The 12,335-nt window shown below is 71.2% G+C and carries 13 protein-coding genes and 1 pseudogene; 10 read left to right on the forward strand and 4 right to left on the reverse strand.

Features of this window, described 5'->3' with window-relative positions; all coding sequences use genetic code 11:
- The first annotated feature begins 40 nt into the window (after window positions 1-40).
- Complete coding sequence (gene dapE, locus ACZ6MZ_RS04435) at window positions 41-1,120, forward strand: succinyl-diaminopimelate desuccinylase (RefSeq protein WP_469349764.1); 1,080 nt, start codon at window positions 41-43, stop codon at window positions 1,118-1,120.
- Between the two features lie 91 nt (window positions 1,121-1,211).
- Window positions 1,212-1,961, forward strand: a complete 750-nt coding sequence (locus tag ACZ6MZ_RS04440) for an LOG family protein (RefSeq protein ID WP_384189910.1) — start codon at window positions 1,212-1,214, stop codon at window positions 1,959-1,961.
- Window positions 1,962-1,996: 35 nt separating this feature from the next.
- On the opposite strand, the gene folP is transcribed toward ACZ6MZ_RS04440, so the two are convergent.
- Complete coding sequence (gene folP, locus ACZ6MZ_RS04445; RefSeq protein WP_469349766.1) at window positions 1,997-2,869, reverse strand: dihydropteroate synthase; 873 nt, start codon at window positions 2,867-2,869, stop codon at window positions 1,997-1,999.
- Between the two features lie 139 nt (window positions 2,870-3,008).
- On the opposite strand from folP, the gene ACZ6MZ_RS04450 reads away from it, so the two are divergent.
- Together ACZ6MZ_RS04450 and ACZ6MZ_RS04455 are read left to right on the forward strand one after the other, a co-directional pair.
- A complete protein-coding gene (locus ACZ6MZ_RS04450) occupies window positions 3,009-3,362 on the forward strand; it encodes a hypothetical protein (protein WP_384189904.1) in 354 nt (117 codons plus the stop codon).
- A complete protein-coding gene (locus ACZ6MZ_RS04455; RefSeq protein WP_469349769.1) occupies window positions 3,359-3,943 on the forward strand; it encodes a DNA-3-methyladenine glycosylase I in 585 nt (194 codons plus the stop codon). Before ACZ6MZ_RS04450 ends, ACZ6MZ_RS04455 begins: the two co-directional genes overlap by 4 nt.
- 70 nt (window positions 3,944-4,013) lie before the next feature.
- On the opposite strand, the gene chcB is transcribed toward ACZ6MZ_RS04455, so the two are convergent.
- Window positions 4,014-4,817, reverse strand: a complete 804-nt coding sequence (gene chcB, locus ACZ6MZ_RS04460; RefSeq protein ID WP_389792315.1) for a 2-cyclohexenylcarbonyl CoA isomerase — start codon at window positions 4,815-4,817, stop codon at window positions 4,014-4,016.
- Between the two features lie 310 nt (window positions 4,818-5,127).
- On the opposite strand from chcB, the gene ACZ6MZ_RS04465 reads away from it, so the two are divergent.
- A complete protein-coding gene (locus ACZ6MZ_RS04465; RefSeq protein WP_003966491.1) occupies window positions 5,128-5,295 on the forward strand; it encodes a DUF3117 domain-containing protein in 168 nt (55 codons plus the stop codon).
- Between the two features lie 124 nt (window positions 5,296-5,419).
- Here the strand turns inward: ACZ6MZ_RS04465 and ACZ6MZ_RS04470 are convergent.
- Window positions 5,420-6,086 (reverse strand): annotated as a pseudogene (locus ACZ6MZ_RS04470) (O-methyltransferase).
- Window positions 6,087-6,227: 141 nt separating this feature from the next.
- Between ACZ6MZ_RS04470 and sigE the strand changes: the two are divergent.
- The 5 genes from sigE to ACZ6MZ_RS04495 all read left to right on the forward strand — a co-directional run bounded on the left by sigE (window position 6,228) and on the right by ACZ6MZ_RS04495 (window position 11,031).
- Entirely contained in the window at window positions 6,228-6,986 is a 759-nt protein-coding gene (sigE, locus tag ACZ6MZ_RS04475) for an RNA polymerase sigma factor SigE (protein ID WP_384189896.1), read from the forward strand.
- Window positions 6,983-7,861 carry a zf-HC2 domain-containing protein gene (locus ACZ6MZ_RS04480; RefSeq protein WP_384189893.1) on the forward strand — a complete coding sequence of 293 codons (879 nt, stop codon included), beginning with the start codon at window positions 6,983-6,985 and terminating at the stop codon, window positions 7,859-7,861. The genes sigE and ACZ6MZ_RS04480 overlap by 4 nt, the downstream gene beginning before the upstream one ends.
- Before the next feature lie 90 nt (window positions 7,862-7,951).
- Entirely contained in the window at window positions 7,952-9,646 is a 1,695-nt protein-coding gene (locus ACZ6MZ_RS04485) for a S1C family serine protease (protein WP_469349771.1), read from the forward strand.
- Window positions 9,647-9,784: 138 nt separating this feature from the next.
- Window positions 9,785-10,249, forward strand: coding sequence for a sec-independent translocase (locus ACZ6MZ_RS04490; RefSeq protein ID WP_469349773.1), 465 nt, complete (start codon window positions 9,785-9,787; stop codon window positions 10,247-10,249).
- A gap of 116 nt (window positions 10,250-10,365) precedes the next feature.
- A complete protein-coding gene (locus tag ACZ6MZ_RS04495) occupies window positions 10,366-11,031 on the forward strand; it encodes a hypothetical protein (RefSeq protein WP_389792323.1) in 666 nt (221 codons plus the stop codon).
- Window positions 11,032-11,134: 103 nt separating this feature from the next.
- Here the strand turns inward: ACZ6MZ_RS04495 and ACZ6MZ_RS04500 are convergent, their stop codons facing one another.
- On the reverse strand, window positions 11,135-12,295 hold the full coding sequence (locus ACZ6MZ_RS04500) for an Mrp/NBP35 family ATP-binding protein (protein ID WP_384189882.1): 1,161 nt from the start codon (window positions 12,293-12,295) through the stop codon (window positions 11,135-11,137).
- Window positions 12,296-12,335: the final 40 nt, after the last annotated feature.

Here is a 12,335-nt window from a genome sequence, read left to right on the forward strand (position 1 = left end):
GGACGGCGCGACGCACCAGGACGGCGCCTAGAGTCGGATCATGTCTGAGACCCTGCTCGACCTCACCCTTGATGGCCCGGCGCTCACTGCCCGTCTGGTCGACTTCCCGTCGGTCAGCGGCGAGGAGAAGCCGCTCGCCGACGCGATCGAGCAGGCGCTGCGCACCCTGCCGCATCTCACCGTCGACCGGTACGGCAACAATGTCGTGGCCCGTACGCACCTGGGGCGCGGTGAGCGGATCATCCTGGCCGGGCATATCGACACCGTCCCGATCGCCGACAACGTGCCCTCCCGGCTGGACTCCGACGGGGTGCTGTGGGGCTGTGGCACGAGTGACATGAAGTCCGGGGTCGCCGTACAGCTGCGGATCGCCGCGACAGTCCCGGAGCCCAACCGCGACCTCACCTTCGTCTTCTACGACAACGAAGAAGTCGCCGCACATCTCAACGGACTGGGCCATCTGGCCGAAGCCCGTCCGGACTGGCTGGAGGGTGACTTCGCCGTCCTGCTGGAGCCGTCCGACGCCCAGGTCGAGGGCGGCTGTCAGGGCACCCTGCGGGTCTTCCTCCAGCTGGCGGGGGAGCGGGCACACTCCGCGCGCAGTTGGATGGGTTCCAACGCCATTCACGCCGCCGCGCCGATCCTGAACCGCCTCGCCGCGTACGAGCCGCGGCGGCCGGTCATCGACGGTCTGGAGTACCGGGAGGGCCTCAACGCCGTACGGATCGAGGGCGGCGTCGCCAACAACGTCATCCCCGACGCGTGCACGGTCGTCGTCAACTACCGCTACGCGCCGGACCGCAGCGAGGAGGAGGCCCTCGCCCATATCCACGAGGTCTTCGCCGACTGCGGGGTCGCGGAGTTCGTCGTGGACGACCACTCGGGGGCGGCCCTGCCGGGCCTCTCGCACCCCGCCGCGGCCGCGTTCATGGCCGCCGTGGGCGGTACGGCGCAGCCCAAGTTCGGCTGGACGGATGTCTCACGGTTCGGCGGGCTGGGGGTGCCCGCGGTCAATTACGGCCCCGGTGACGCGCTGCTCGCCCACAAGCGCGACGAGCACGTGGCCGTCGAGCGGATCACCCACTGCGAGAACCGGCTTCGCCAGTGGCTCACCAAGTGAGGGCCTGACGGACTGCCGCAATTTCGCCTTTTGTCACGTCCGTGGACCTACCCTTGCCGAGAATGAGGCACAGCAGCGGAGGGAGCAGGTCATGGGCATGCCTGACGGGGCGCAGAGGCCGGAGGAACAGAGGATCGGACCGGTGATCCGCCGCCGGGAGCAGGTGCAGCCCGGTACGACCGATCAGCGGCTGCTGGACACCGAGGGTGACTCGGAATGGGTGCACACCGACCCCTGGCGGGTGATGCGCATCCAGTCGGAGTTCGTGGAGGGCTTCGGCGCCCTCGCCGAACTTCCCAGCGCCATCAGCGTCTTCGGTTCCGCCCGTACGCCGGTCGGTTCCCCGGAGTACGAGGCCGCGACCCGTATCGGCGGGGCGCTCGTCGACGCGGGATTCGCGGTGATCACGGGCGGCGGTCCCGGCGCGATGGAGGCCGCGAACAAGGGGGCGCGGGAGGCGGAGGGCGTCTCCGTGGGCCTCGGGATCGAGCTGCCCTTCGAACAGGGGCTCAACCCGCATGTCGACATCGGCGTGAACTTCCGCTACTTCTTCGTCCGCAAGACGATGTTCGTGAAGTACGCGCAGGGCTTCGTGGTCCTGCCGGGCGGCCTCGGCACGCTCGACGAACTGTTCGAGGCGCTCACGCTGGTCCAGACCCGCAAGGTCACCCGCTTCCCGATCGTCCTGTTCGGCACGGCGTACTGGGGCGGCCTCGTCGACTGGCTGCGCGACACGGTCGTGGCGCAGGGCAAGGCGTCCGAGAAGGACCTGCTGCTCTTCCATGTCACGGACGATGTGGACGAGGCGGTCGCGCTGGTCACGAAGGAGACGGGCAAGTAGCGGCCGGGGCGGCCGCTCCGGCGACGGAGCGGCCGTCAGGCCAGGCCCCGGCGGGCCACCGCCGGGGGGCGGTGGCCCGCGAGGCTGGCGACCATGTCCAGCACCTGCTTCGTCTCCGCGACCTCATGGACGCGGTAGACCCGGGCCCCGAGCCACGCCGACACCGCGGTCGTCGCGAGCGTGCCGATCACCCGCTCCTTGACCGGCTTGTCGAGCGTCTCGCCGACGAAGTCCTTGTTGGACAGGGAGACCAGCACCGGCCAGCCGGTCTCCGCCATCTCGCCCAGCCTGCGGGTCGCCTCCAGCGAGTGCCGGGTGTTCTTCCCGAAGTCATGACCGGGGTCGATCATGATCCCGTCCCTGCGGACGCCCAGCTCAAGCGCGCGCTCGGCCAGTCCGAGCGTCACCCGCAGGATGTCCTCCATCACGTCGTCGTACGCGATCCGGTGCGGCCGCGTCCTCGGCTCGGCCCCGCCGGCGTGCGTACACACCAGTCCCGCGCCGTACCGCGCGGCGACCTCGGCGAGCCGGGGATCCACCCCGCCCCACGCGTCGTTGAGCAGATCGGCGCCCGCTGCGCAGACCGCCTCGCCCACGTCGTGCCGCCAGGTGTCCACGCTGATCACCACGTCCGCATGGCGACGGCGCACCTCGGCCACGAAGCCGACCGTACGGCGGGCCTCCTCCTCGGCCGTGACCTCGTCGCCGGGGCCCGCCTTCACCCCGCCGATGTCGATGATGGCGGCCCCCTCGGACACCGCGCGCTCGACGCGGTCGAGGGCCGGTTCGTCGTGGAAGGTCGCGCCCTGGTCGTAGAAGGAATCCGGAGTGCGGTTGACGATCGCCATGATCACCGGCTCGTGCGCGGCGAATTCCTGACGGCCCAGCCGCAACGTCCCGCTGCGCATCCCCTGTGTCCTCCTCGCGATGGCTCGCCTGCGACCTTAACCGTCTTCCCCAACCGTCTTCACCGCCGGCGAGCGTCCGCACGGCCGGCAGCTCATGGCACGATCGGCACCGGACGTTTTCCTGCCCGGGGAGAAGCTCGTGTTCTTGTTCTTGCTCATCGCGATGGTCGTGGTCGTCGCCGCGGTCACGCTCGCGGTCGTCGGCGGCGGCGACAACGCGGTCCTGCCGGAGACCGCTCCGGAACAGCTGGTGGACCCCCTGCCCGTGAACCGCCCGGTCGGCCGCGCCGATGTCGAGGCGCTCCGGCTGCCGGTCGGCGCGCGCGGCTACCGGATGGCGGATGTCGACGATGTGCTCGGCCGGCTCGGCGTGGAGCTGGCGGAGCGGGACGCGCGGATCGCGGAGCTGGAGGCGGCGCTGGCCGGCGCCCAGGCGACGGCGATGTCCTCCCGCGACCTCTTCAAGAAGCCGGGAGAGGAGACGGGCCGGTGACCGACGGGACCGCTGTGGCGGGTCCTGACGGGCGGCTGCGCTGCCCCTGGGGCCTGTCGACCGAGGACTATCTCGCCTACCACGACTCCGAATGGGGCCGCCCGGTCCGGGGCGACGACGCCCTCTTCGAACGGCTGTGCCTGGAGGCCTTCCAGTCCGGTCTGTCGTGGATCACGATCCTGCGCCGGCGGGAGGGCTTCCGCGCTGCCTTCGCCTCGTTCAAGATCGCGTCCGTGGCGGAGTTCACCGACACGGACCGGGAGCGGCTGCTCGCCGACCCGGGCATCATCCGCAACCGCGCCAAGATCGACGCCACGCTCGCCAACGCGCGCGTCCTCGCCGACTGGTCCGCCGGCGACCTGGACACCCTGATCTGGTCGTACGCCCCCGACGCGGCGAAGCGCCCGGCGCCCAGGACCACCAAGGACATCCCGGCGGTCACGGACGAGTCCACGGCGCTGTCCAAGGCCCTCAAAGCGCGTGGCATCCGCTTCGTGGGCCCCACCACGGCCTACGCCCTCATGCAGGCCTGCGGCCTGGTCAACGACCATCTGGCCGACTGCGCCTCGCGCGACGTCTGAGGACGGCCCACGGAGGCCGCGCCAGGGGGCAGGGGGCCGAACCCCCGGCCCCCTGCTCCTGGTGAAACCCTCAGCGGCCCACGTACCTCGGCTTCTCCTTCGCCAGGAACGCCCGCACCGCGATCGTGTGATCCTCCGACCCGCCGGCCCTGGACTGGAGTTCGTCCTCCTTCTCCAGCGTCTGCGCGAGCGAGTGCTCCGCGCCGTACGCCAGGGACTCCTTGAGCGCCGCGTACGCCAGCGTCGGGCCCTCGGCCAGGGACCGGGCCACGGCGAGGGCCTCGGCCGGCAGGTCGGCCGTGGGGACGAGGCGGTTCGCCAGCCCCAGTTCGTACGCCTCCGGCGCGGCCACCGAGCGCGGGAACAGCAGCAGATCCGTGGCGCGGCCGCGCCCGACCAGCCGGGGCAGCGTCCACGAGACCCCGGAGTCCGCGGTCAGCGCCACCCCCGCGAAGGACGTGTTGAACGCGGCCGTCTCCGCCACGATGCGGTAGTCCGCGGCGAGGGCGAAGCCGAATCCCGCGCCCGCCGCGACCCCGTTGACCCCCGCCACGACCGGCTTCGGCATCTGCGTGATCGCCCGGAGAATGGGGTTGTAGTGCTCGCGCACCGTGCTCATCGTGTCGCCGGCGCCCGACTCCCGGTCCGCTTCGAGCAGGGCCGTGTGCTCCTTGAGGTCCTGTCCCACGCAGAAGGCGCGGTCGCCCGCCGCGGTCAGCAGCACGGCCCGCACGGCGGAGTCGGCCGCCGCGTCCGTGAGCGCGTCCCGGAGCGCGACCTTGGCCTCGGTATTCATCGCGTTCATGGCCTCGGGCCGATTGATCGTGATCGTTGCGAGTCCGTCACTCACCTCGTACAGCACGGTGTCGGCCATGATCGGTCCCTTCGCGGCTCGGGCAGTCTGTCCGGCCCCAGCATGGCGGAGATCCCCGGCGCCGGGCATGTGACCTGCGTCTAAGAAAGTAGGGCCCTCGCGGAGCGTACGGCGGCGAAGTATCGCAGGCGGATCGCCGAATTGAGTGGTTTTGCGAGAGCGCGTTGCGCAAGCGATGCCGGCCGATGTTGGTCATCGGGTCCAGCCATGCGGGATAATGGGCTTGAAGCAACGTGTTCGATGCCGGTGACACAGCGCCTGTCATGGGGCCGCCGGCTGCGATGAGCTGGTTTCAGGAAGGGGAACGAGCATGGCGGCCATGAAGCCGCGGACGGGCGACGGCCCGCTCGAGGTGACCAAGGAGGGGCGGGGCATCGTCATGCGCGTTCCGCTCGAAGGCGGCGGTCGGCTTGTCGTCGAGTTGACTCCGGACGAGGCGGACGCACTCGGCGACGCGCTGAAGAAGGTCGTCGGCTGAGCGGAACGCTCACAGTCTTCGGGGTCGAGGGTCACCCCCGGATCGACACCGACGCTGCCCCGGTACGGACCAGTCCGTACCGGGGCAGCGTTCTGTTTTCAGGGGGGCCGGGGCCGGGTACGGCTCAGCCGCGCCGGACCGCGCAGAGCAGTCCGTCGCCCACCGGCAGCAGGGACGCCAGCAGCTCCTGGCTCTCCCGTACGGTCCGCAGCAGCTCCCGCAGCCGGAGGACCTCCGCGGGCTGGGCCGAGGAATCCACCGTCCTGCCGTCCGCGAACACGCCTTCGAAGCAGACGAGACCGCCGGGCCGGAGCAGACGCAACGATTCAGCGAGGTAGTCGAGGCACTCCAGCCGATCCCCGTCGCAGAAGACGAGGTCGTACCCGCCGTCCGCCAGCCGGGGCAGCACATCCAGGGCGCGGCCGGGGATGAAGCGCGCGCGGTTCCCGGTGAAGCCGGCGGCCCGGAAGGCCTGCCGGGCGAACTGCTGGCGCTCCGGTTCGGTGTCGACCGTGGTCAGGACGCCGTCCGTGCGCATGCCCTGCAGCAGATACGTCCCCGAGACGCCGGTGCCTGTTCCGATCTCCGCGACCGCTTTCGCACCCAGCGTGGCGGCGAGCAGACGCAGCGCGGCACCGGTGCCTGGTGACACCGGGCGAAGACCTGTCTCCCGGGCCCGGTCACGGGCCCAGCGCTGTGCTTCGTCCTCGGCGACAAAGGCGTCGGCGAACGCCCAGCTCGTCTGCCGGTTGGCGGTAATGACCCTCTCCTTGTCCCCGTTGGCGGCGCAACGGTGACTGTATCCGCTGCACCCGGGAACCCGCAGATGGGACCAGGCGTTATCCCGGCACGGGGAACACAGGGATCACGACCTGGGACCGGCCCCAAACTCGCGTAAAGATTCTTATCCGGAGCTAACGGGCGGAGTGGCTATGGTAAGGGCTCCACTGGACACCACCAGAGCCGATAGGGGAGGTGCGGCTGCGCCTGCGGACCGGGGAGGAGTGCTCAGGCGCTGTCTCAGGTCCTTTGGTGAGCCGAAATCCGTGACCAACACTGCTGACCGTTCTCGCTCCATCGACTCCGCAGTTACGGCGACCTTCGCATCGGATGCGGAATCGCAGGCGTGGACGCCTCCCACCTGGGAGGAGATCGTCAGCACGCACAGCGGACGTGTCTACCGCCTCGCCTACCGGCTGACGGGCAACCAGCACGACGCCGAGGACCTGACCCAAGAGGTCTTCGTCCGGGTCTTCCGCTCGCTGTCGACCTACACCCCCGGCACCTTCGAGGGCTGGCTGCACCGCATCACCACCAACCTCTTCCTCGACATGGTCCGGCGCAAGCAGCGGATCCGGTTCGACGCGCTCGGCGACGACGCGGCGGAGCGGCTGCCCAGCCGTGAGCCGTCGCCGCAGCAGGTCTTCCACGACACGCACTTCGACGCGGACGTCCAGCAGGCGCTGGACACCCTTGCCCCCGAGTTCCGGGCCGCCGTGGTGCTCTGCGACATCGAGGGACTCTCCTACGAGGAGATCGCGGCCACGCTCGGTGTCAAGCTCGGCACCGTACGCAGCCGGATCCACCGCGGCCGCTCTCATCTGCGCAAGGCCCTGCAGCACCGTTCGCCCGAGGCCCGGGCCGAGCAGCGCGCCTTCGTGAGCGTGGCCGGGGAGGGCGGACCGGCGTGAGTGGCTCAAGCCCGACCCCCGCCGAGCAGCATCTGGGGGACCGACTCGCCGCCTTGGTCGACGGGGAGCTGGACCATGACGCGCGCGAGCGTGTGCTGGCCCATCTGGCGACCTGCGCCAAGTGCAAGGCGGAGGCCGACGCCCAGCGCCGGCTGAAGAGCGTTTTCGCGAAATCCTGTCCGCCACCGCCCTCCGCGGGGCTCCTCGCCAGACTGCAGGGGCTGCCCGGGGGACCACCCGGCGACGACGACAACGGCCGAGGGCTGTTCGACGCGGGACACTTCGGTGACGGCGTCTTCGGAGTGCGCACGGACGGCTTCGGCTACGTGCCGGCCATCGCCCATGGCGGGGTGCTTCCCGGTGGTTCCGGCTTCCGGATCCATGAGGTCGGCCGCCAGGAGGCCGAGCGCTCGCCCTGGCGCGGCAAGCGGTTCGCCTTCGCGGCCGCCAGCGCGGTGTCGTTCGCCGCGATGGCCCTGGGCGGCACGATGCCGCTCGGTACGGCGGCCGATGCCCTGCCCCGCGGCGCGGGCAGCAATGTCACCCCCATGCGGGCCCCGGCCGGCACCTCGGCCCAGGCTTCCGCCGGTACGGAATCCACCCGCCGCCACGGCGGGGCGAGCGGAATCCTGCCGCAGTCCGTCGACCGCCCGGCCGCCGCCGCTCCTCCCGGCCTGCTCCAGGCGCAGACGCTCACCGAGTGCCCGTTCGCGCCCGGCGCGCTCAGCGGCTCGTCGCTGGCGCCGTTCATCCGGCCCACGGGCACGGCGCTCCAGATCGACGCGGTGTCCGGGACCGGTCCCACGGCCACCCCCGACCCCACTCAGCTCGCGGCTCCCACACTGCCCGCCGCGCCGCTTTCGTACCGTCGCTGACCAGGTCCCTGCGCGGACATTCGTAAACCTGGTTGAATCCCTTGCAGGGGTGCCCCCGGCGGGGCGCGGAACAGCAGTTGCGGGGAGAGCATGGACGACGGGAAGCCCAGCGGGTCCAAGGCGAAGTGGTGGAGCCGTCCCACGACGGGACGCGCGGTGCCGCAGGAGTCCGAGGTACCGCCGTCCCGCAGCGGCGAGGCGACGGCGGAGCTCTCCCCCGTCGTTGACGGCCCGTCAGGCTTCCCCGGTCCGCCTCCGCTGCCCGCTGATCCGGCGCCGCTGCCCGCCGACGAGGTTTCCGTACCGCAGGGGCGGCCGCGGCCGCTGCACGAGCCCGACGCCTACAGCACCCCGCCCTACGGCGGTCCTGGCCCCTGGGCGCCCGCGCCTCCCGTACAGCGCCCGACCCCGACCCCGGCGCACGGCACCCTCCTGCCGCCGCAGTACGCCGGGCCGCACGGGCCGAGCGGCGGCCATGTCCCGCCTCCCGGCTATCCAGCCCCGCCGCAGGCCCAGGCGGACCCCCAGCCCCTTCCGCAGCCCCTCGCCCAGCCCCCGCACCAGTCGCTGCCGCCGACGCCGCCCCAGCCCCTTCCGCAGCCCTCGCAGTGGCTCCAGTACGACCCGTGGAACGCCCCGGGCCGGCAGCCCCTGACCCAGTACGGGGAGCCGCGGCGCACGCGGCGGCGGGCCGGTCTCGCCGCGGCCGTGGTGCTGGCGCTCGCCACCGGCGTGCTGGGTGGCGCGGTCGGCGCGTACGTGGAACGCAACGGCGGCCTCACCACCGTGGAACTTCCGCAGGCCGGCCAGGACGCCGGCGGCCGCGCGCCCGACAGCGTCGCGGGCATCGCCGCCAGCGCCCTGCCCAGCGTGGTCACCCTGCATGTCAGCGGCGGTGGCGAGCAGGGCACCGGCACCGGGTTCGTCCTGGACCGCCAGGGCCACATCCTGACGAACAACCATGTCGTCCAGCCGGCGGGCTCCTCCGGCGAGATATCCGTCACGTTCAGCGGCGGCCAGACCGCCCGGGCGAAGCTCGTGGGCAAGGACAGCGGCTACGACCTGGCCGTCGTCAAGGTCACCGGAGTCTCCGGGCTCAAGCCGCTGCCGCTGGGAAACTCCGACAACGTCCGGGTCGGCGACCCCGTCGTGGCCATCGGCGCCCCCTTCGACCTGTCCAACACGGTGACCTCCGGGATCATCAGCGCCAAGGAGCGCCCCATCACCGCCGGCGGCGAGAAGGGCGACGGCAGCGATGTCAGCTACGTGGACGCGCTGCAGACCGACGCCCCCATCAACCCCGGCAATTCGGGCGGCCCGCTGGTGGACGCCAGGGCCCGGGTCATCGGCATCAACAGCGCGATCCGCGCCGCGGACAGCGGCGGCGGTGTCGACGGCGGACAGGCGGGGTCCATCGGGCTCGGCTTCGCGATCCCCATCAACCAGGGCAAGCGGGTCGCCGAGGAGCTGATCAACACCGGCAAGGCCACCCATCCCGTGATCGGGGTCAGCCTCGACATGGAGTACGCGGGCGACGGCGCCCGGGTCGGCGAGAAGGCGGCCGACGGCGGCCCCGCGGTGACCGCCGGCGGCCCCGGAGCCACGGCCGGTATAAAGCCGGGGGACGTGATCACCGAGGTGAACGGACAGCGGGTGCACGGCGGGGAGGAACTGATCGTCAAGATCCGTGCCCACCGGCCGGGCGACCGGCTGGAGCTGACCGTGGTCCGCTCGGGCAAAGAGCGGGCCATGACGGTGACGCTGGGCTCCGCGGACGGCACCTGACGTCCACCGGAAGGTACCCCCAGGACAGTTACGCCAGGTACCGTGGAGCGGCCCGGGCCTCGGCCCGTCTCGGGCCAGGATGACGTCGTCCGGTCCGCGGGCACGGAGAACGCAACCGGAGAACACAAGGAGCAGCAGGTGTTCAATGACATTGGCGCACTCGAGCTGGTCACGCTCGTGGTCCTCGCCATACTTGTCTTCGGCCCGGAAAAGCTGCCCAAGGTCATCCAGGATGTCTCCCGCTTCGTCCGGAAGATCCGCGAGTTCTCCGAGAGCGCCAAGGAAGACATCCGCTCCGAGCTGGGCCCTGAGTTCAAGGACTTCGAGTTCGAGGACCTCAACCCCAAGGCGTTCATCCGCAAGCAGTTGGCGGACAACGACGATCTGGGGCTGAAGGAGATCCGCAGCAGCTTCGATCTCCGCAAGGAGATGTCCGACGTCGCGGACGCGGTGAACGGCCATGAGAGTGGCTCCGCCGTGTCGGACACACCGGTGGCTCCCGTCAGTTCCGTGAAGGGCTCCTCCGGTACTCCCGACCTGCTCAAGAAGGGCGAGAAGCCCGATCAGGGTGCCCGCCCGCCCTTCGACGCAGACGCCACCTGAACACGATCAATCCCTACGAGTCGGGACTGGGTGGCTATCCTCCATCTGTCCGGCAGTGAGGCGCCCGTCGGGGGCGGGCCGCTCCGGACGCTCGAGATCGAGGAGGCGCCGGCCAGATGGAGACAACGAGTCCGGTAGGGACACGCAGCGCTGACAGCTCATCCGGCGACGAGGGTGCGCGGGTGGCCCGGCGCAGCGTCGAAGGCTATCTGCGGGCGCCGTTCCCCTGGTACGGACTGGATGAGGCGTTCACCGGGCCGCGCTGGCTGATGAAGGTCGGCGCCACGGCCGACGGCGCGGTGCAGCACGGCGCGACGGGCCACGGCGACGAGCCGTCGATAAGACCGGACGCGTCAGGCGCGGACAGAGAACGCTTCGCGGTGGTCGTGACCGTGGCCACCAGCCCCGTACGCCGCAGCGGTGACGGCACGGGGCACCTGGACGCCACCACGGCCTCCTCGGCGGCCTGGCTGGCCGGGTCGGGGCTGCTGACCTCCACCTGGCCCGCGCAGCTGGACCACACCCTGCGCGACGAATGGCTGGGCCAGCAGATCGAGACCGCGTTCGAGCTGGCCGACGATCTGCACGGGTCCGCCTGGTCGGCGCTCTCGCTCCCGGTCGACGGGGTGCCGACGCCCTTCCACTACCGCGAGTCCGAGTTCGGCTGGGTGCTGGCCGGCTCGCCGAAGGGCAGGGTGCACCTCGGGGCGTACGGCCGCGGGATGAGCGCCTACGGCCTCGGGTTCTCGGTGATCGACGACATCGCCTCGTACGCCTCGTAGCAGCGCGTACGCCGGCGCACGGCGCATCTCGCGCGGGTCAGGGGCGACCGCGGCAGCGGCCGCCCCTTCATGGACCTCGGATCCATGGACCTCGGAACGGACCTCAGAACTTGTTGCGCGGGGTGATCCCCAGCGACATGCCCGACAGACCGCGCTGCCGGCCGCCCAGCTTGCTCGCCACCTCGCGCAGCGCGATGGCCGCCGGCGAGTCCGGGTCGGACAGCACGATCGGCTTGCCCTCGTCGCCGCCCTCCCGCAGCCGTACGTCGATCGGGATCGAGCCCAGCACCGGCACCGTCGCGCCGGTCGTCTTCGTCAGCCCCTCGGCGACCAGCTTGCCGCCGCCCGTGCCGAAGACGTCGATCATCTCGTCGCAGTGCGGACACGGCAGGCCCGACATGTTCTCGACGACACCGACGATCTTCTGATGTGTCTGCACCGCGATCGAGCCGGCCCGCTCCGCGACCTCGGCCGCTGCCTGCTGCGGGGTGGTGACCACCAGGATCTCGGCGTTCGGCACGAGCTGCGCCACCGAGATCGCGATGTCGCCGGTGCCCGGCGGCAGGTCCAGCAGCAGGACGTCCAGATCGCCCCAGTAGACGTCCGCGAGGAACTGCTGGAGCGCGCGGTGCAGCATCGGCCCGCGCCACACCACCGGCGCGTTGCCCGGGGTGAACATGCCGATGGAGATCACCTTCACGCCGTTCGCCGACGGCGGCATGATCATGTTCTCGACCTGGGTGGGCCGGCCGTCCGCGCCGAGCATCCGCGGCACGCTGTGCCCGTAGATGTCCGCGTCGACGACACCGACCTTCAGCCCGTCGGCCGCCATCGCCGCCGCCAGGTTGACCGTCACCGAGGACTTGCCGACGCCGCCCTTGCCCGAGGCCACCGCGTACACCCGGGTCAGCGAGCCGGGCTTGGCGAACGGCACCTCACGCTCGGCGGTGCCACCGCGCAGCGAGGACGCCAGCTCGCGCCGCTGCTCGTCGCTCATCACATCCAGCGTCACGTCCACCCGGGTGACGCCCGCGACCCGCGCGACCGCCTCCGTCACGGTCCGCGTGATGGTGTCGCGCATCGGGCAGCCGGACACCGTGAGATACACCGTGACGGCCACCGCGCCGTCCGCCCCGATATCCACCGATTTGACCATGCCGAGTTCGGTGATCGGCCGGTGGATCTCAGGGTCGTTCACCGTCGCCAGCGCATCGCGCACCGCGTCTTCTGCGGGAACGGCGGTTCCGTACGTATCGGTAGCCATACCGAGATGGTACGGCGCTCCGTGCCGCCTCCGGAAAGCC

The sequence above is a fragment of the Streptomyces sp. NPDC042201 genome (assembly GCF_055582185.1).